Origin of the sequence: Serratia sp. root2, assembly GCF_031931805.1 — a bacterium.
Lineage (GTDB): Bacteria > Pseudomonadota > Gammaproteobacteria > Enterobacterales > Enterobacteriaceae > Serratia > Serratia inhibens.
Map to the genome: position 1 here is coordinate 45,775 of NZ_JAUJXB010000008.1, position 17,061 is coordinate 62,835.

General features: G+C 57.6%; 21 protein-coding genes and 1 pseudogene. 8 read left to right on the top strand and 14 right to left on the bottom strand.

Annotation, left to right across the window (positions count from 1 at the left end; all coding sequences use genetic code 11):
- Positions 1-24: 24 nt before the first annotated feature.
- Complete coding sequence (locus QZQ97_RS22950) at positions 25-297, bottom strand: oxidative damage protection protein (RefSeq protein ID WP_311995315.1); 273 nt, start codon at positions 295-297, stop codon at positions 25-27.
- On the bottom strand, positions 294-1,394 hold the full coding sequence (mutY, locus tag QZQ97_RS22955) for an A/G-specific adenine glycosylase (protein WP_442995461.1): 1,101 nt from the start codon (positions 1,392-1,394) through the stop codon (positions 294-296). The genes QZQ97_RS22950 and mutY overlap by 4 nt, the downstream gene beginning before the upstream one ends.
- 176 nt (positions 1,395-1,570) lie before the next feature.
- Between mutY and trmB the strand changes: the two genes are divergently transcribed.
- From trmB to QZQ97_RS22985, 6 genes and pseudogenes are all read left to right on the top strand, one after another.
- Positions 1,571-2,290 carry a tRNA (guanosine(46)-N7)-methyltransferase TrmB gene (gene trmB, locus QZQ97_RS22960; RefSeq protein WP_004948035.1) on the top strand — a complete coding sequence of 240 codons (720 nt, stop codon included), beginning with the start codon at positions 1,571-1,573 and terminating at the stop codon, positions 2,288-2,290.
- Entirely contained in the window at positions 2,290-2,616 is a 327-nt protein-coding gene (locus tag QZQ97_RS22965; protein WP_004948032.1) for a YggL family protein, read from the top strand. Before trmB ends, QZQ97_RS22965 begins: the two co-directional genes overlap by 1 nt.
- A 243-nt stretch (positions 2,617-2,859) precedes the next feature.
- A complete protein-coding gene (glsB, locus tag QZQ97_RS22970) occupies positions 2,860-3,783 on the top strand; it encodes a glutaminase B (protein WP_065506855.1) in 924 nt (307 codons plus the stop codon).
- 30 nt (positions 3,784-3,813) lie between these two features.
- Positions 3,814-4,530: a DUF2884 domain-containing protein gene (locus QZQ97_RS22975; protein WP_311995317.1), complete on the top strand. Its 717-nt coding sequence runs from the start codon at positions 3,814-3,816 to the stop codon at positions 4,528-4,530.
- Positions 4,531-4,627: 97 nt separating this feature from the next.
- Positions 4,628-4,859, top strand: a pseudogene (locus QZQ97_RS22980) (DUF4160 domain-containing protein).
- A complete protein-coding gene (locus QZQ97_RS22985) occupies positions 4,843-5,091 on the top strand; it encodes a DUF2442 domain-containing protein (protein ID WP_020439741.1) in 249 nt (82 codons plus the stop codon). Before QZQ97_RS22980 ends, QZQ97_RS22985 begins: the two are co-directional and overlap by 17 nt.
- A gap of 52 nt (positions 5,092-5,143) precedes the next feature.
- On the opposite strand, the gene hemW is transcribed toward QZQ97_RS22985, so the two are convergent.
- Genes hemW through QZQ97_RS23015 form a run of 6 tightly spaced genes read right to left on the bottom strand, consistent with a single transcriptional unit; the run spans position 5,144 to position 9,305 of the window.
- Positions 5,144-6,283, bottom strand: coding sequence for a radical SAM family heme chaperone HemW (gene hemW, locus QZQ97_RS22990; RefSeq protein ID WP_311995318.1), 1,140 nt, complete (start codon positions 6,281-6,283; stop codon positions 5,144-5,146).
- Complete coding sequence (locus QZQ97_RS22995) at positions 6,276-6,869, bottom strand: XTP/dITP diphosphatase (RefSeq protein WP_041416652.1); 594 nt, start codon at positions 6,867-6,869, stop codon at positions 6,276-6,278. Before QZQ97_RS22995 ends, hemW begins: the two co-directional genes overlap by 8 nt.
- A 17-nt stretch (positions 6,870-6,886) precedes the next feature.
- Positions 6,887-7,177: a DUF167 family protein YggU gene (gene yggU / locus QZQ97_RS23000; protein ID WP_004948014.1), complete on the bottom strand. Its 291-nt coding sequence runs from the start codon at positions 7,175-7,177 to the stop codon at positions 6,887-6,889.
- A complete protein-coding gene (locus QZQ97_RS23005) occupies positions 7,174-7,728 on the bottom strand; it encodes a YggT family protein (RefSeq protein ID WP_004948012.1) in 555 nt (184 codons plus the stop codon). The genes yggU and QZQ97_RS23005 overlap by 4 nt, the downstream gene beginning before the upstream one ends.
- A gap of 31 nt (positions 7,729-7,759) precedes the next feature.
- The gene (gene proC, locus QZQ97_RS23010; protein ID WP_311995319.1) at positions 7,760-8,578 is read right to left on the bottom strand and encodes a pyrroline-5-carboxylate reductase; all 819 of its coding nucleotides are present in this window, start codon (positions 8,576-8,578) and stop codon (positions 7,760-7,762) included.
- Between the two features lie 19 nt (positions 8,579-8,597).
- Complete coding sequence (locus QZQ97_RS23015) at positions 8,598-9,305, bottom strand: YggS family pyridoxal phosphate-dependent enzyme (protein WP_311995320.1); 708 nt, start codon at positions 9,303-9,305, stop codon at positions 8,598-8,600.
- 20 nt (positions 9,306-9,325) lie between these two features.
- Between QZQ97_RS23015 and QZQ97_RS23020 the strand changes: the two genes are divergently transcribed.
- Positions 9,326-10,336, top strand: a complete 1,011-nt coding sequence (locus QZQ97_RS23020; protein ID WP_311995321.1) for a type IV pilus twitching motility protein PilT — start codon at positions 9,326-9,328, stop codon at positions 10,334-10,336.
- Positions 10,337-10,344: 8 nt separating this feature from the next.
- Here the strand turns inward: QZQ97_RS23020 and ruvX are convergent, their stop codons facing one another.
- The 6 genes from ruvX to QZQ97_RS23050 all read right to left on the bottom strand — a co-directional run bounded on the left by ruvX (position 10,345) and on the right by QZQ97_RS23050 (position 14,835).
- Entirely contained in the window at positions 10,345-10,767 is a 423-nt protein-coding gene (gene ruvX, locus QZQ97_RS23025) for a Holliday junction resolvase RuvX (protein WP_065506518.1), read from the bottom strand.
- On the bottom strand, positions 10,767-11,330 hold the full coding sequence (locus tag QZQ97_RS23030; protein ID WP_065506517.1) for a YqgE/AlgH family protein: 564 nt from the start codon (positions 11,328-11,330) through the stop codon (positions 10,767-10,769). Before QZQ97_RS23030 ends, ruvX begins: the two co-directional genes overlap by 1 nt.
- A 318-nt stretch (positions 11,331-11,648) precedes the next feature.
- On the bottom strand, positions 11,649-12,599 hold the full coding sequence (gshB, locus tag QZQ97_RS23035) for a glutathione synthase (RefSeq protein WP_311995322.1): 951 nt from the start codon (positions 12,597-12,599) through the stop codon (positions 11,649-11,651).
- 10 nt (positions 12,600-12,609) lie between these two features.
- Positions 12,610-13,341, bottom strand: coding sequence for a 16S rRNA (uracil(1498)-N(3))-methyltransferase (gene rsmE, locus QZQ97_RS23040; RefSeq protein ID WP_311995323.1), 732 nt, complete (start codon positions 13,339-13,341; stop codon positions 12,610-12,612).
- 184 nt (positions 13,342-13,525) lie between these two features.
- Positions 13,526-14,221 (bottom strand): deoxyribonuclease I, encoded by a 696-nt coding sequence (endA, locus tag QZQ97_RS23045; RefSeq protein ID WP_311995324.1) that lies wholly within the window; start codon positions 14,219-14,221, stop codon positions 13,526-13,528.
- 101 nt (positions 14,222-14,322) lie between these two features.
- Positions 14,323-14,835 carry a SprT family zinc-dependent metalloprotease gene (locus QZQ97_RS23050; protein ID WP_311995325.1) on the bottom strand — a complete coding sequence of 171 codons (513 nt, stop codon included), beginning with the start codon at positions 14,833-14,835 and terminating at the stop codon, positions 14,323-14,325.
- Positions 14,836-15,381: 546 nt separating this feature from the next.
- Between QZQ97_RS23050 and fumA the strand changes: the two genes are divergently transcribed.
- Entirely contained in the window at positions 15,382-17,028 is a 1,647-nt protein-coding gene (fumA, locus tag QZQ97_RS23055; RefSeq protein ID WP_311995326.1) for a class I fumarate hydratase FumA, read from the top strand.
- The last annotated feature ends 33 nt before the right edge of the window (positions 17,029-17,061 follow it).

The following is a 17,061-nucleotide window of genomic DNA, read 5'->3' on the forward strand; positions in this document are numbered from 1 at the left end:
GGCCAGCGCCTGGCCCCAACAGCATTATTCGCTCGGTGGCGTGTAGCCTTCGATGTGCACGTCGTGCCCTTCGAACAGGAATTTGACCATTTCGGCTTCCAACAGTTTGCGGTCATCCACGTTCATCATGTTCAGCTTTTTCTCGTTGATCAGCATGGTCTGTTTTTTCATCCATTCGGCCCAGGCCTCTTTCGAGATCTCGTTATAGATGCGTTTGCCGACGTCACCCGGGTAAAGCTGGAAATCCTGCCCTTCGGCGTCGCGCTGCAGGAAGGTACAAAAAATGGTGCGGCTCATGCTAATTCCTCATCAATGGCGTTATCGCCATATAAATTTTGTTGGCGCGGAGACTGTTTTGCCAACTGTTGCAACAGGCGGTCAACCGGCGCTGCCAGTCCGACGGCGGGCGGTTGCGCCAGGTTATACCAGAGACCGTCCCCCTCATCCATACTGCCGCCGGCATCCTTCATTTCCAGCCACATTGGCACGATATCGAGATGGAAATGGCTGAATGTGTGACGAAACGCGGTCAACTGCTCCAGGCGATTGCCTTTCAGACCGCGCTGTTGCAGCCAGAGTTCCATCTCTTCGCGTTCGCTGAACTGCGGGAAGCAAAACAGCCCGCCCCACAGCCCTACGGCCGGGCGTTGTTCCAGCCAGGCCCGCTCGCCGCTCTGCAGCAATAAAAAGTAGGCGATTTTTTCCGGCAGCGTCTGCTTCGGTTTTTTGCCGGGGTATTTTGCCCAGCTGTGGTTAGCGTAAGCGATGCAGCCGGTGTTAAGGGGGCACAGCTCGCATTTGGGTTTGGAGCGGGTGCAGACCATCGCGCCCAGATCCATCATCGCCTGATTGAACTGGCCGACGCCCTTGGCCGGGGTGACGTCTTCACTGATCCGCCACAGGCGATTTTCTACCTCTTTCTTGCCCGGCCATCCCTCAACCGCATAGCAGCGGGCCAGCACGCGCTTCACGTTGCCGTCGAGGATCGGATAGTGCTGGCCGAGTGCCAGCGACAGCACCGCACCGGCGGTTGAGCGGCCGATGCCGGGCAAAGCGGCGATTTCTTCAAAGGTTGTCGGGAACTCGCCGCCGTGCTGTGCGACAATGGTCTGCGCCGCCTTATGCAGGTTGCGCGCGCGAGCGTAGTAGCCCAGGCCGGTCCACAGGTGCAGCACTTCGTCCAGCGGCGCTTCTGCCAAGGCGCGTACGTTGGGAAAGCGCGCCATAAAACGCTGGAAGTAAGGAATAACGGTGGCAACCTGAGTTTGTTGCAACATGACCTCGGAGAGCCATACTTGATAGGCGGTCTTATCAAGCTGCCACGGCAGGGTTTTACGACCGTAACGCTGGTACCAGTCAAGCACTACCTGTGCGAACTGTTGTGCTTGCATCATAAGCAGATTCGATATCCGGCAGAAAATGAAGCGAGATTGCAGCATAGAGTCATGTTGCTGTAAACCGGAACTTTCCGACGTCGCACGGCAGGTATCAAGATGAACACTTGCTAAACCAAGGTATCTTTGCATAATGCGCGTTTCCCTAATTGGCAGCCAAACAGACAGAAAGCACTATGATTAATGACGTCATCTCCCCGGAATTTGATGAGAACGGCCGCGCGATGCGCCGTATCCGCAGTTTTGTCCGCCGCCAGGGGCGGTTGACCAAAGGCCAGCAACACGCGCTGGACAACTATTGGCCGGTGATGGGCGTGGAGTATCAGGCTGAACCTGTCGATATCGCCGCACTGTTCGGACGCGAAGCGCCGACCGTGCTGGAGATCGGTTTTGGCATGGGCGCCTCGCTGGTGACCATGGCGAGCAACAATCCACAGCAGAACTTCCTGGGGATTGAGGTGCATTCGCCGGGCGTGGGCGCTTGTCTGGCTGACGCCACAGAAGCGGAATTGAGCAACCTGCGCGTGATGTGTCACGACGCGGTTGAAGTGCTGGAGAATATGATCCCGGACGGGTCGCTGGACATGGTGCAGCTGTTTTTCCCCGATCCGTGGCACAAAGCGCGCCACAACAAACGCCGCATCGTACAGACGCCGTTTGTTGAACTGGTGCGACGCAAACTGAAAGTCGGCGGCGTATTCCATATGGCCACCGACTGGCAACCTTATGCAGAACATATGTTAGAGGTTATGAACGGGATCTCAGGCTACCGTAATCTTTCCAGCGATAATGATTACGTGCCGCGTCCGGATTCACGCCCGCTGACAAAATTTGAATTACGCGGCCAGCGTCTGGGACATGGCGTTTGGGATTTGATGTTTGAGAGGAAAGAATAATGGCTAAGAACCGCAGTCGTCGTTTACGTAAAAAGTTACACATTGAAGAGTTTCAGGAGCTGGGTTTCTCCGTAGCATGGCGCTTTGCCGAAGGCACCGCGGTTGAGGATATCGACAGCACGCTGGACGCTTTCATCGACGAAGTGATTGAGCCGAATGGCCTGGCGTTTGACGGCAGCGGCTACCTGCAGTGGGAAGGGCTAATCTGCCTGCAAACCATCGGGCATTGCACCGACGAGCAGCGCGAACTGGTCAAAAAATGGCTGGAAGCGCGCAAGCTGTCTGACGTTAAGGTCAGCGATCTGTTCGATATCTGGTGGGATTGATTTTCTCTGCCTGATGAGTGCGGCATCGCGCCGCGCCGTTCATTGGATTTAAGGTGCCTTACGGCACCTGAGTTTGATGACAAAGTTGTCTTTGAACCCGAGATACCTGGGCCTAGCGCACCGAGGGGCGCTCCGGCGGGCAAGCCGCTACGACCCCTTCGGCACGCTCTCCCTAATAACGGGCTTTGTCAGCAGTCTGAGGTGCCTTAACGGCACCTTTATTTTGTCCGGAGTGTGACCGAGGTGGTAACGACATTGGATAACGCGTTGCTGGATGACATCCTGCAACAGGTGCGCCCGCTGATTGGCAAAGGGAAGGTGGCGGATTATATACCGGCGCTGGCGGAAGTGGCCGCCGACCGCCTGGCGATCGCCGTTTGCACCGTCGACGGCGAGATGTTCCAGGCCGGGGACGCCACGGAACGTTTCTCCATTCAGTCTATTTCCAAGGTGCTGAGCCTGACGCTGGCGCTGACGCGCTACCAGGAACACGAGATTTGGCAGCGGGTCGGTAAAGAGCCTTCTGGCCTGCCGTTCAACTCGTTGTTGCAGCTGGAAATGGAACAGGGCAAGCCGCGCAATCCGTTTATCAACCCCGGTGCGCTGGTGGTGTGCGACATGCTGCAAACCCGGCTCAGCGCCCCTAAACAGCGGATGCTGGAAGTGGTGCGGCAGCTGACCGGCGAAGACGATCTGGCGTATGACTCCCGTGTGGCGCGCTCCGAGTTCGAACACTCCGACCGCAATGCGGCGATAGCCTATTTGATGAAGTCGTTCGGCAACTTCGAAAACGACGTGCTCACCGTTCTGCAAACCTATTTCCACTACTGTGCGCTGCGCATGAGCTGCGTGGAGCTGGCGCGCAGCTTCGCCTATCTGGCCAATCACGGGCGCGATCTCAGTGGGCGTGAAGTGATAAGCCCGTTGCAAGCCCGCCAGATTAATGCGCTGATGATGACCAGCGGTATGTACGACGGCGCGGGGGAGTTTGCCTACCGGGTGGGCATGCCGGGTAAATCCGGCGTGGGCGGCGGCATTGTCGCTATCGTGCCCGATGAGCTGTCGATAGCCGTCTGGTCGCCGGAGCTGGATGCGTCCGGTAACTCCCTGGCGGGAACTGCGGCGCTGGAACTGTTGTCTCAACGGATTAGCCGTTCGATTTTTTAATCCCACCACGGAAGGGAGTCAGGAGAAAATATGTTAAAGAAAACCGGGTTAGCCTTACTGCTGTTGACCGCTTCACAGGCGCATGCCGAATACCAGTGCAGCGTTAAGCCTCAGGACGACGTGATCATCAGCCCGCAGAACGTGCAGGTGACGGGCGCCAGCGGCAATCTGCAGATTTCGGCGGATGGCGATGTCACCCGTAACGGCCAGGCGCTGAGCCTCAACGACGGCCAGCGTCAGAAAGCGTTCAGTTACCAGAGTGCGCTACGCAAAGAACTGCCGTGGATCGACAAGGGCGCGCAGCAGCATCTGGAAAAAGCGCGAGTGGCGCTGGACAAGGTGATCGTGAAGGAACTGGGTAGCGACAGCAATGTGCGCAACCGTCTGACCACGCTGAACGACCAGCTTAAGCAGCAGATGAACCGTATCATCGAACACCGCAGCGACGGCCTGGCCTTCCACCACAAGGCGATTGACCAGGTTGAGCAGGATGGCCGCAATCTCGTGCAGCAAAGCATGGGCGGCGTGCTGCAAGACAGCCTGAACGAGATGGGCGTCAAGCAGGCGGCCAACAGCGGCGGTAACCCGTTACAGGCGATTATGGGCAACCTGGGTGGCCTGCAGAAGGCGATTCAGAACGAATGGAACAACCAGGAGCAGGATTTCCAGAACTTTGGCCATGACGTCTGCAACCGCGTTACCGGCCTGGAAACCCAGCGTAAAGACCTGCTTAACGCGTTGAAGTAACATTAGCTTTATCACTATCGGAGCGTTTTTTGACCTGCTGACGACTATCTGACAAACTGGCTAAACTATAATCAATTGCCAAAAGGATTTTGCATTGATGCCAGTGATATTTCGTTTTAAAGGGTATAAGTTTTTCTTTTACTCAAATGAAGGCGATCCGTTAGAGCCAGCTCATATTCATGTCAGAGACGCGGGGACGGAAGCCAAGTTCTGGTTGACGCCGGTTGTGCAACTGGCACGCAATGATGGGTTTAATTCCAGAGTATTAAAAGAGTTAACTGGATCACCAGTCGCTGTTTTTGGAGGCCTGGAATGAGTATTTCAGCTAAAGCCGTCCGCTTTGATGAGGTGACAATGTGGGTGGAGCTGAGCGATGCCAGAATTATTGGTGTTCCGCTAACATGGTTCCCCCGGTTGCTGAATGCAACGGATGAACAACGCGTTTGCTATGAGTTGAGTGCTTGTGGGATCCATTGGGATGCGTTGGATGAAGATATTTCCGTTGAGGGTTTGCTAAAGGGGCGTGGCGATGTGACACATCGCCCCCATCAGGCGGCCTGAGACACAGGTCCGTTGAATCAATAAAAAAGCGCTGATAATTCAGCGCTTTTTTTTATTCATCCGCCAGGAACAGCTCCAGCAGCGAGTTAAGGAACAGCTTGCCTTTTTCGGTGATCTGCCAGTATTCCGCCGTTTCTTCCAGATAACCTTTCTCCAGCGCCTCATCCAACTGTGGTCGAATAACGCTTTCGTCCAGCCCGGTGTAGTTGGCGAAATCGGCACGCGGCGCGGCCTCCAGCAGGCGGAAGCGGTTCATAAAGAACTCGAACGGCCGATCTGCCGTCGTCACCTCATGCTGCTTGTCCATGTACTTGCCCTGCATAAAACCGCGCGGATGCTTGGTTTTCGCGGTGCGCAGAATGCGGCCGTCGCTGAAGGTCAGCTTGCCGTGCGCGCCGCAGCCAATCCCAAGATAGTCGCCGAAGCGCCAATAGTTGAGGTTGTGCTGGCACTGGTAGCCCGGCTTGGCGTAGGCCGAGGTTTCATACTGCCGGTAGCCGGCGGCGCTCAGCAGTTGGTGGCCGCGTTCGAAGATGTCCCACAGCGCGTCGTCGTCCGGCAGCACCGGCGGCCGCGAGCTGAACAGGGTGTTTGGCTCGATGGTCAGCTGATACCACGACAGGTGCGGCGGGTTCAGAGCGATCGCCTGGCGCAGATCGTCCAGCGCCTCTTCCAGCGACTGGTCCGGTAAACCGTGCATCAGATCGAGGTTAAAACTGCGCAAGCCGAGACCGGTGGCCAGGTGTGCCGCGCGCTTGGCCTCTTCGGGGCCGTGAATGCGCCCCAGACGGGTTAACTTCTCCGCGCTGAAGCTCTGCACGCCGATCGAGATGCGGTTCACACCGGCGCGCTGGTAGCCGCTGAAGCGATCGGCTTCCACGGTGCCGGGGTTGGCCTCCATGGTGATCTCCGCGTCATCGGCGACGCGAATACGCGCCCGCACGCCGTCGAGCAGCGATTGCATCGCCTCGGCGCTCAGCAGGCTGGGGGTACCGCCACCGATAAAAATGGTGCTGATTTCCCGGCCGCTGGCCAGCGGCAGATCGGCATCCAGATCGGCCAGCAGGTGATCGACGTATTCCTGATGCGGCACTTCACCCTTCAACGCGTGCGAGTTGAAGTCGCAGTACGGGCACTTCTGCACGCACCACGGGATGTGAATGTACAAACTCAGCGGGGGCAACTTAAGCATTGCGCATGGCTTCCAGCATCAACTTCAGCGCCTTGCCGCGGTGTGACACCGCGCTCTTCTCGTCGCGGCTCAGTTCGGCGGCGGTGCGGCCCAGTTCCGGAACGTAGAAGACAGGATCGTAACCGAAACCACCGGCACCGGCGGATTCAAAAGCGATTTCACCCGCCCAGCAGCCGTGGAACACCAGCGGCGTCGGGTCTTCTGCATGGCGCATGTACACCAGCACGCAGTGGAATTGTGCGCCGCGGCTGCCTTGCGGCACGTCTTTCAGCGCCACCAGCAGCTTGTCGAGGTTTTGCTGGTCAGAAGCGTCTACGCCGGCGTAGCGCGCAGAGTAGATGCCAGGCGCGCCGCCCAGGGCGTCCACTGCCAGACCGGAGTCATCGGCGATCGCCGGCAGGCCGGTGATTTGCGCCGCGTGACGGGCTTTCAGAATGGCGTTTTCGATAAACGTCAGGCCGGTTTCCTCCGCGGAATCCACACCCAGCTCGGTTTGTGCGACCACGTTCAGACCGAAATCGGCCAGCAGGTCGGCGAGTTCACGCACTTTTCCCGGGTTACCGGTGGCAAGAACGACTTTTTGCATGATGACTACCTTGAAAATTATTCGATAAGCGCCGCGACCACGGCGGGGATCTGTTGCGGATTAACGATGCGTAACTGTTTATGCCGCCCCAGTTCGCCTTTCTCGATGGTGACGTTGCTTTTCGCCACTTTAAACTGCTTGGCGATAAACTTGATCAGATGGGCGTTGGCCTGGCCGTCAACCGGCGGAGCGGTAATGGCGACTTTAAGTTCGTCGCCATGCAAACCGATAATCTGGTCGCGGCTGGCTTTCGGCTGAATATATAGCCTGATTGCCAGCCCGTCCAGCACGGGGGTGACTGCACTCACAGCAGGAACCAGATCTCACCGAACAGATCCATCCCCAGGTAGTTGATCAGATACAGGATCAGGATCACCACCATCGCCGAAAAATCGATACCGCCCATGGCCGGAAGAATGCGGCGGATCGGGGCCATCAGGGGTTCTGTCAACTGATACATCACATAGTCAATCGGGCTGCGGCCCTGGCTGATCCAGCTCATCAGGGCGCGGATAATCATCACCCAGAAGATCAGATAACCGGCCGACTTGACCAGCGAAATCAGGCCAAACAGCAAGTTATACGGGCTGAGTGACATCGCGCCGCCCTGAATCAGCAGCAGCAGCGGATACTTGATGGTCATCAGCAGGAAAGCCAGCAACAGCGAAGCGCTGTCGACAGGCCCCAGTGATGGGATAATACGGCGCAGCGGGCCGACCACCGGCTGGGTGATCTTCACCACAAACTGGGCGAACGGGTTATAAAAATCGGTACGCGTCCACTGCATCCAAATGCGTAGCAGCAGCACCATAACGTAAAGATCAATAACGGTTTTGACCAAAAAAGTCAGCGTTAGCATGAAAGGGTCCTTCTCCTTAACTCTCGGTTATTTAAAATGATTTTTCCATTTCCTGCGCACGGGAAACCGCCGCACGCATGGCTTTGGCCACGGTCTCCGGCAGCTGCTGCTCGTTGAATACCCGCAGCGCTTCGGCGGTGGTGCCGCCTTTGGAGGTGACCTGCTCGCGCAGGGTCGATAATGGCGTATCCGGGTTGGCTTCCACCAGCGCGGCGGCGCCGGAAGCGGCCTGTTGCACCAGTTCGCGCGCGGTTTGGCTGTCGAAGCCCATGCGCTCGGCTTCTTGCTGCATGGCTTCCATAAACAGGAAGAAGTACGCCGGTGCGCTGCCTGCGGCGGCGATGACGCTGTTGATGCCGTTTTCGTCATCCACCCAGCAAACCTTTCCGACGGAGGCCATCAAATCGCCGGTATAGTCGCGATCCTGTTGGCTGACCTGCGGCGGCGCGTACAGGCCACTCATGCCTTTGCCAACCAGGGACGGGGTGTTGGGCATAATTCGCACTATGCTCAGTTTGTCACCCAGCAATTGGTAAAAACGGCTGACCTGAATGCCGGCGGCGATCGACAGCACCAGCTTGCCGGAGAAGTCGACCTGCTGCAGCGGCTGGCAGACGTCGGCCATCATCTGCGGTTTTACCGCCAGCACCACGACCTCGGCTTCGCGCGTGCAGGCCAGGTTGTCGCTGCTGCTGACGATGCCGTAATCCGCCGCCAGCGCATCGCGGTTTTTAGCCGAAGGCGCGCAAACGCTGATGGATTGAGCCGGGTATCCGCCCGCCACCAGGCCGGCGATAATCGCGCGCGCCATGTTGCCGGCGCCAATAAAGGTAATCTTACGGTGTTGCATCAAAATTCCTCGTCATATGTCAGGCCGGTGAATAATCACGAGCGCCAAAAATTGCGGTGCCGATACGCACCAGGGTGCTGCCTGCGGCGATCGCCGCCGCCATGTCGTCCGTCATGCCCATCGACAGGGTATCCACCTGCGGATAATGCAGTTGCAGGGCCCGGAAGGCGTCGCTCATCTGGCCGAATACCGCCAACTGGCGCTGGTAGTCTTCTTCCGGCGCGGGAATCGCCATCAGCCCACGCAGCCTAAGGTTCGGCAGCGCGGCTACCGCCTCCGCCAGCGCCGGTAATTCAGCCAGTACAATGCCAGATTTACTCTGTTCATCGCTGATATTAATTTGGATCAGAACGTTAAGCGGCGGCAAGCCAGCCGGGCGCTGATCGCTGAGCCGCTGGGCGATGCGCAGCCGATCCACGGTGTGGCACCAGGCGAAGTGCTCGGCCACCAGCCGGCTTTTATTGGATTGCAGCGGGCCGATAAAGTGCCAATCCAGCGTTGCGCCTTCCGGCAGCGTGGCGAAATGCTGAACTTTATCCACGCCTTCCTGCACGTAATTCTCGCCAAAGGCACGCTGGCCAGCGGCGATGGCTTCTGCGATCGCCGCCACAGGTTTGGTCTTGCTGACTGCAAGCAGAGTGATTTCTTCTGGAGCGCGTGCGCAACCTTGAGCGGCTGCCGCGATGCGGCTTCTGACATCCTGCAGATTCTGTTGGATAGTGCTCATTATTGACCCAGGAGATTGATATGGATATCGATGAATTCGTGGCCCTTAGTGTAAAGCATAATGCTTCCGATCTGCACCTTTGTGCGGGTCACCAACCCATGTTGCGCATTGATGGTGAACTGCAACCGCTGGAAGGGGCGGAAATGCTGACCCAGGAGCGCATGCATCAGTTGTGCGGCGCGCTGCTGCAACCGCCTCAGTGGCAGCATTTGCAGCAGCGGGGCCAGCTCGATCTGGCGTTGACGCTGGCGGGCGATATCCGGCTGCGCGCCAATTTCTTTTTGCAGAATTTGGGGCTATCCATCGCGCTGCGGTTGATTGCCGGCCACTGCCCGACGCTGGCGGCCTTGGCGGCACCGGGCATTGTCCCCGCGCTGCTGCAGCGTGAGGATGGCCTGATACTGGTCACCGGCGCGACCGGTAGCGGGAAATCCACCACGCTGGCGGCGATGATTGACGACATCAATCAGCATCAACGCCGGCATATCATCACGCTGGAAGATCCGATCGAATTTATGCACCGCAGCCGAAAGTCGCTGATTCAACAGCGTGAGCTGGGCCGCGACAGCCACAGCTTTGATGAAGCGCTACGCGCCGCGCTGCGTGAAGATCCGGATGTGATTCTGTTGGGGGAACTGCGCGATACCACCACCATTCGTTTGGCGCTCACTGCGGCGGAAACCGGCCACCTGGTGCTGGCGACGCTGCATACCCGCAGCGCGCCGCAGGCGGTGGATCGTCTGGTCGACGTTTTCCCGGCGGAAGAAAAGCCTTATGTGCGCTCACAGCTGGCCGCCAGCCTGCAGGCGGTGATTGCGCAAAAGTTGCTAAGCAGGCCCGGCGGCGGGCGGGTAGCGATCTTCGAGGTGCTGACGGCGACGGCGGCGGTCAGCAGCATGATCCGCGAAGGCAAAACCCATCAGCTTGCCAGCGTGCTGCAAACCGGTGCGCAGTCCGGCATGCAGACCTTTGAGCAGGGATTGCAGCAGCGAATCAAAGCCGGGTTGCTCGGTGGAGAAGAAGGGGCGTGACGGGCCGGTCAGCCCAAGTGCCGTTCGAACCAGCTTTCCAGAATCACGACGGCGGAGGCGGAGTCCACGCTGCCTTTGTCCAGAGCACGGAAACCGCCGCGATCGAACAGATTGGCGCGGGCTTCGACGGTGCTGAGGCGTTCGTCATGCAGCGCGACCTGCACGCCAAAGCGGCCATGCAGACGGTTGGCGAACTTGCGTGCCTGCTCGGTCACCAACTGCTCGGTGCCATCCATATTCAACGGCAGGCCGACCACCACCAGGTCCGGTTGCCACTCTTTCAGCAGCTTTTCAATCTTTTGCCAATCCGGAGAGCCGTCCTGTGCCTTGAATGCCGCCAACGCGCGGGCGCTGCCGGTGAGTTCCTGACCTATGGCTGCGCCGATGCTCTTGGTGCCGAAGTCGAAGGCGATAATGGTACGGTTGGTCATCAGGCGTGTCCTGCGTGGTTGGCGATGCTGCGGATATCGATGCCAAGACGGTTGGCGGCCTCGCGCCAGCGGCTGGCGATTGGCGTATGGAACAGAATGTCGGTGTCGGCTTCGATGGTCAGCCAGGCGTTTTCCAGCACTTCCTGTTCCAGTTGGCCTTTTTCCCAGCCGGCGTAGCCGAGCGCCACCAGTACGTCATCCGGCTGCTCCGGGGTGCCGAGCGTTTCCAGCACGTCTTTCGAGGTGGTGATCATGGTATCCGGCGAGATCTGGATGCTGGAGCCGAAACCACTGCGCGGCGTATGCAGGATAAACCCGCGATCGTCCGCCAATGGGCCGCCGGCGAATACCGGTTTATCCAGGCTGATGGCCGGATTGCGAGCGGGCGGCATGATCTTCAGCTTGCTCAGCACCGTTTCCACCGTGAACTGTTCCACCGGTTTGTTGATCACCAGGCCCATGGCGCCGTCTTCATTGTGCTCGCAGACGTAAATCACCGAGCGTTTGAAGCGAGGATCCTGAAGAGATGGCATGGCGATAAGAAAATGGTGCTGTAAATTCATGGCGTTATTTAAGGTAATTGAGTGGTGAGAAGTTAAACAGCCGCCAGTATGCGGCTATACCCGTCGCCTTTCAAGCCGCAGCGTTGTTGGCTGCACGCGCTCACCTCAGTTACTTACTCGAGTAAGCGCCTGAGGATGAGCGAGCTGGCCGCCTAGCTGCAACTCGAAATCCATAGGGTATATACCCGTCGCCTTTCAAGCCACAGCGGTGTTGGTCGTATTTGCCAACCCCGGTTACTTACCTGAGTAAGTGCCCGGGTAGGGCCGTGCCGTTCTGAAAGGTCAGGATTGCGGGCGACAGCGCCGCCCGCATGGCGATTACTTGGCTGCCAGACGCTTTTCGATCGCGTCCATCAGCATGCCGGTGATGGAAACCGGGAAGGCCGCTTCGATTTCGCGTGCACAGGTTGGGCTGGTGACGTTGATCTCGGTCAGACGATCGCCAATCACGTCCAGGCCAACGAATATCAGGCCTTTCTCTTTCAGCGTCGGGGCCACTGCGCGGGCAATTTTCCAGTCGCTTTCGCTCAGAGGGCGCGCTTCACCACGGCCACCGGCCGCCAGGTTACCACGGGTTTCACCCTGTGCCGGGATACGCGCCAGGCAGTACGGCACCGGTTCACCGTCAACCACCAGAATGCGCTTATCGCCTTCCTTGATCGCCGGCAGGAAGTTCTGCGCCATGCAGAAACGGCTGCCATGTTCGGTCAGGGTTTCGATAATCACCGACAGGTTGGGATCGTCCTGCTTCACGCGGAAGATGGACGCGCCGCCCATGCCGTCCAGCGGTTTGAGGATGATGTCGCCGTGTTGCTGGTGGAATTTGCGGATGTGGGCTGCGCTACGGCTGACCAGGGTGTCCGGCGTGAGCTCCGGGAACCAGGCGGTGAACAGCTTCTCGTTGCAGTCACGCAGGCTCTGAGGTTTGTTGACCACCAGCGTGCCTTTCACCTCCGCGCGCTCCAGAATGTAGGTCGCGTAGATGTATTCGGTATCGAATGGCGGATCCTTGCGCATCAGAATCACGTCCAGATCCTGCAACGCCAGATCTTGTTCGGCTCCGAAGCTGAACCAGCTCTCTTTATCTTCTTTCACGCTCAGCAAGCGGGTACGGGCGCGCCCATCACCGGCGTGCAGATAGAGATCGTTCATCTCCATGTAGTGCAGTTCCCAGCCACGACGCTGCGCTTCGAGCAGCATAGCGAAGCTGGTGTCTTTCTTGATATTGATGGAGGCGATAGGGTCCATCACGATGCCGAGCTTAATCATTTTCTCTCCTTTAACCCAGATCGCCGAAACGTACCTGCAAAGCGGTAATTGCGGTGAGCGCTGTGGTTTCTGTACGCAGAACGCGTGGCCCCAGCAGGATATCAGTAAATCCGTAGCCTGTGGTCATCGCAATTTCGTCGGCGGATAACCCGCCTTCCGGCCCAATCAGCAGGCGGACATGGTCCACCGGCAGCGGCAGGGTATTGATGCTGTGGTTGGCGCGCGGGTGCAGGTTAAGCTTGAGACTGCCGTCCTGCTCGGTGCACCAGGCTTCCAGCTGCATTGCCTCGCGAATTTCAGGAATGCGGTTGCGGCCGCATTGTTCGCAGGCGGCAACGGCGATTTTCTGCCATTGCTGAATTTTTTTCGCCAGACGCTCGCCATCCAGCTTCACACCGCAGCGCTCGGAAAACAGCGGGGTGATGACGTTAACGCCCAGTTCGATGGATTTCTGAATGGTGAACTCCATCTTCTCCCCACGGGAAATCACCTGGCCCAGGTGCAGATTGAGCGGCGATTCGCGGTCTTCCAACTGGCCGGCGCTGAGTTGCACCTGCACACTTTTCTTGTCAACCCGAACGATCTCGGCGTTAAACACCCGGTTGCTGCCGTCGAACAGTTGCAACGCTTGGCCAGCGCTCATGCGCAGCACGCGCCCGACGTGGTTGGCGGCGTCTTCGCTCAGCGCGATTTCCGCATTGTCGATCAAGGGTTGCGGGTGATAAATGCGGGGTATACGCATGTGAGTATTCGATCCTGACTAAAGGGGTAGGCAGCTTGATAGAGAGAGGCTATACCCTATGAATTTCGAGTTGCAGCTAGGCGCCCAGCTCGTTCATCCCCAGGAGCTTACTTAAGTAAGTGACTGGGGTGAGCGAGTGCAGGTAACAACGCTGCGGCTTGAAAGGCGACGGGTATATAGTAGGTTAGCCTTTTCGTTGCTGGCAAGCCTGCTGAATATAGTTGTTATGGTTGCCCTGAACCTTAGCGATGCGTGCTTCGCGCAGGCATTCCCATTGGCTGACCGGATATTGGCGGTTCCACACCTCGAACAGCTGGGTTTGCTGGCGTGAAAGCCGCAATTGGTAACGGTCGCGCATATAGAAATAGGTGCGAGCGATAGCGCCACGGGCGCGGGCCGGCGGCTCAGCCTGCTTATTTTTGAAATCCACTTTCATTGGGCATTGGCCGTACTGGCCTTCGCCGCCTTTCCACTGGCTGTACATAAAGTTATTGCGATCGCCGTTCACTTCCCCGATCGCCGGCTGCAGGTTGTGCAGATCGGTTTCGATTTGGCGGTAGGCAGCGTCTTTATTGCAGTTTTTGCGACCGCCCTGCTGCCAGCATTGCAACTGGTGGCCGAACTGCCAGGCCGGCACCACGTGTTCCCATTCGATGCGCTGCGCGCGCTGGGCGTTTTTACGCGCCTGATAGCCGCAGCTGTTGAGGTCAGGAATGCCTTTTTTACCCTGCCAGTCGATCCGGCATCCGCAATAAAATGAGCCGGGCGCGTCCTGATTGATTCTGGCCGCCGCTGCCTTGGCCTGAGAGAAATTATTGATGCCGTGGGCGTGCGCGGCACCTGCAATGAAAGCCACCATAAACAAAATTTTGCGAAGCATATTCCAAAACAGCTCGAAATTGGAAAAGCAGGCAGGGTAACGGAAGTTTACGGCAGTGGCAAATGGCGATATTTACTTGTTTTAACGTATAAATCGTTTCGTTAAGGGTTTTCGCTAGCGATAAATCTCAGTCTGTCGCCACACTGGCGGCAGCGGTATTCGCTTTCACCGCGCAGCACCCGATTATGACGGCGCACGGTGAGCTGGTGCTGCTGACAACCGCACCGGTAGGGGAAGGTTTTGCTTTGCACCGAGGCGATTTCAAACTGGTGGGTGCGGCTGGCGGGCACCCGCAAGACATTTTCCATCATGTGGCGCCATTCGCGGCCATGCGGCGGTACGCGGCCAAACTGGCGGAACACCAGCAGGTGCGCCAGCTCATGCGGCACCACTTCATCGATAAACGGTTGTTGATTTTCCATTAACAGCACCGGATTCAGCCTGATTTCCCAGGCTTGCAGCCAGGCGGTGCCCGCAGTGGTACCGCGCTGCTGGTAAACGACTTTGGGTTCAGGAAACTCGACGGAAAAATGCTGGCGGGCCAGCTGAAGCTTTTCCCGCAGACAGCGCATTACCGCCTGTTGCAGCGCAATGGGGATTCTTACTTTGTTCATTGCCGCTAGCTTAAGCAAAGGCGCACCGGCTGGCAACAAGCGTATACCCATCATTCTTGAAGCTGCCTCTGTGTTGGCTGCGTTCACTCACCCGAATCACTTACTTGAGTAAGCTCATCGGGATGAGCGCTCTTGCCGCGTTACTCGGCAAAGCCTCGCCCCGTTGGGGCCAGCGCAAGCGCTGTTCAACAAAACCCTTGGTTTTGTTGTGACGCAACTCCAATTATTTTGGGTATAAGAAGTAGAGTTACGGGCGATTTTTCACCGCATTGATAACCCGATCGTCTCTGACGGATTGTAATCAATGTGTTAACTGCGGGATAATAAAGCGTGCATGCTGAGTCTGTACCCGCAGCGCTCGCCGTATGAGGTTGGAAAAAACCACCTGAAGTAATACCTTGCTAACATAGAGGTTATTATGCGATTCAGCGCAATAACCGACTGATTAAAAATACGTAAGGTGTGGGCAGTTTTTTGCCGCAGCCTGCCCCGGGCATGCTGAGTAAGTGTGAATTTAACGCAGCTGATGTTGCAAGTGAGAGATCAATGTCGAATAAACCGTTCCATTATCAAGATCCGTTCCCGCTGAAGAAAGACGATACCGAATACTATCTGCTGAGCCGCGATCACGTTTCTGTGAGTGAGTTTGAAGGCCAGGAAATCCTGAAAGTTGCCCCCGAAGCGTTAACCTTGCTCGCCCAGCATGCTTTCCATGACGCTTCGTTCATGCTGCGCCCGGCGCACCAACAGCAGGTTGCCGATATCCTTGACGATCCGGACGCCAGCGAAAACGATAAGTACGTTGCGCTGCAATTTCTGCGTAACTCAGAAATCGCCGCCAAGGGTATTTTGCCAACCTGCCAGGACACCGGCACCGCGATCATCATGGGGAAAAAGGGCCAGCGCGTCTGGACCGGCGGCGGCGATGAAGAAGCGCTGTCGCGCGGGGTATACAACACCTTTATCGAAGACAACCTGCGCTATTCGCAAAACGCCGCGCTGGACATGTACAAAGAGGTCAACACCGGCAGCAATCTGCCGGCGCAGATAGATCTCTACAGCGTGGACGGCGAAGAATACAAGTTTCTGTGCGTCGCCAAGGGCGGCGGTTCGGCCAACAAAACCTATCTGTATCAGGAAACCAAGGCGCTGCTGTCGCCGGGCAAGCTGAAAGATTACCTGGTCGATAAAATGCGCACGCTGGGCACCGCGGCCTGCCCGCCGTACCACGTGGCATTTGTCATTGGCGGTACCTCGGCTGAAGCCACGCTGAAAACCGTCAAGCTGGCGTCGACCAAGTACTACGATGGTCTGCCGACCGAAGGCAACGAACACGGCCAGGCGTTCCGCGATGTGGCGCTGGAAGAAGAGCTGCTGAAAGAAGCGCAAAATCTGGGGCTGGGCGCGCAATTTGGCGGTAAATACTTTGCGCACGATATCCGCGTGGTGCGTTTGCCGCGCCACGGCGCATCTTGCCCGGTCGGCATGGGCGTTTCCTGTTCCGCTGACCGCAACATCAAGGGCAAAATCAACCGCGACGGTATTTGGCTCGAGAAGCTGGAGCACAATCCGGGCAAATTTATCCCGCAGGAGCTGCGTCAGGCCGGAGAGGGCGAGGCGATCAAGATCGACCTCAACCGCCCGATGGTCGATATTCTCAAGCAGCTGTCGCAGTACCCGGTATCGACCCGTCTGTCACTGAGCGGCACCATCATCGTTGGCCGCGACATCGCGCACGCCAAGCTGAAAGAGCGGTTGGATCGCGGCGAAGGTTTGCCGCAGTACGTTAAGGATCACCCGATTTACTACGCCGGCCCGGCCAAAACGCCGGACGGTTACGCCTCGGGTTCGTTGGGGCCGACCACCGCCGGGCGCATGGATTCTTACGTCGATTTGCTGCAATCCCACGGCGGCAGCATGATCATGCTGGCGAAGGGGAACCGCAGCCAGCAGGTTACGGATGCCTGCAACAAACACGGCGGTTTCTATCTTGGTAGCATCGGCGGCCCGGCTGCGGTACTGGCACAGCAAAGCATCAAGAGCCTGACCTGTGTGGAATACCCGGAACTGGGGATGGAAGCGATCTGGAAAATCGAAGTGGAAGATTTCCCGGCGTTTATTCTGGTGGATGACAAAGGCAATGACTTCTTCCAGAAGATCCAGGCCGGCCAGTGTACACGCTGCGTGAAATAACCCTTCAAAAACAGTTGCCGTCCGACAGGGGCG

What these genes read in the sequence shown, in the direction of transcription:
- proC (WP_311995319.1), bottom strand. Translation starts at nt 8,578, where the DNA reads ATGCAACACCGTAAGATTACCTTTATTGGCGCCGGCAACATGGCGCGC.
- fumA (WP_311995326.1), top strand. Translation starts at nt 15,382, where the DNA reads ATGTCGAATAAACCGTTCCATTATCAAGATCCGTTCCCGCTGAAGAAA.
- endA (WP_311995324.1), bottom strand. Translation starts at nt 14,221, where the DNA reads ATGCTTCGCAAAATTTTGTTTATGGTGGCTTTCATTGCAGGTGCCGCG.
- QZQ97_RS23015 (WP_311995320.1), bottom strand. Translation starts at nt 9,305, where the DNA reads ATGAGCACTATCCAACAGAATCTGCAGGATGTCAGAAGCCGCATCGCG.
- rsmE (WP_311995323.1), bottom strand. Translation starts at nt 13,341, where the DNA reads ATGCGTATACCCCGCATTTATCACCCGCAACCCTTGATCGACAATGCG.
- QZQ97_RS22995 (WP_041416652.1), bottom strand. Translation starts at nt 6,869, where the DNA reads ATGCAAAAAGTCGTTCTTGCCACCGGTAACCCGGGAAAAGTGCGTGAA.
- ruvX (WP_065506518.1), bottom strand. Translation starts at nt 10,767, where the DNA reads ATGACCAACCGTACCATTATCGCCTTCGACTTCGGCACCAAGAGCATC.
- QZQ97_RS23050 (WP_311995325.1), bottom strand. Translation starts at nt 14,835, where the DNA reads ATGAACAAAGTAAGAATCCCCATTGCGCTGCAACAGGCGGTAATGCGC.
- trmB (WP_004948035.1), top strand. Translation starts at nt 1,571, where the DNA reads ATGATTAATGACGTCATCTCCCCGGAATTTGATGAGAACGGCCGCGCG.
- hemW (WP_311995318.1), bottom strand. Translation starts at nt 6,283, where the DNA reads ATGCTTAAGTTGCCCCCGCTGAGTTTGTACATTCACATCCCGTGGTGC.
- QZQ97_RS23005 (WP_004948012.1), bottom strand. Translation starts at nt 7,728, where the DNA reads ATGCTAACGCTGACTTTTTTGGTCAAAACCGTTATTGATCTTTACGTT.
- QZQ97_RS23020 (WP_311995321.1), top strand. Translation starts at nt 9,326, where the DNA reads ATGGATATCGATGAATTCGTGGCCCTTAGTGTAAAGCATAATGCTTCC.
- QZQ97_RS23030 (WP_065506517.1), bottom strand. Translation starts at nt 11,330, where the DNA reads ATGAATTTACAGCACCATTTTCTTATCGCCATGCCATCTCTTCAGGAT.
- gshB (WP_311995322.1), bottom strand. Translation starts at nt 12,599, where the DNA reads ATGATTAAGCTCGGCATCGTGATGGACCCTATCGCCTCCATCAATATC.
- QZQ97_RS22950 (WP_311995315.1), bottom strand. Translation starts at nt 297, where the DNA reads ATGAGCCGCACCATTTTTTGTACCTTCCTGCAGCGCGACGCCGAAGGG.
- QZQ97_RS22965 (WP_004948032.1), top strand. Translation starts at nt 2,290, where the DNA reads ATGGCTAAGAACCGCAGTCGTCGTTTACGTAAAAAGTTACACATTGAA.
- QZQ97_RS22985 (WP_020439741.1), top strand. Translation starts at nt 4,843, where the DNA reads ATGAGTATTTCAGCTAAAGCCGTCCGCTTTGATGAGGTGACAATGTGG.
- QZQ97_RS22975 (WP_311995317.1), top strand. Translation starts at nt 3,814, where the DNA reads ATGTTAAAGAAAACCGGGTTAGCCTTACTGCTGTTGACCGCTTCACAG.
- mutY (WP_442995461.1), bottom strand. Translation starts at nt 1,394, where the DNA reads ATGATGCAAGCACAACAGTTCGCACAGGTAGTGCTTGACTGGTACCAG.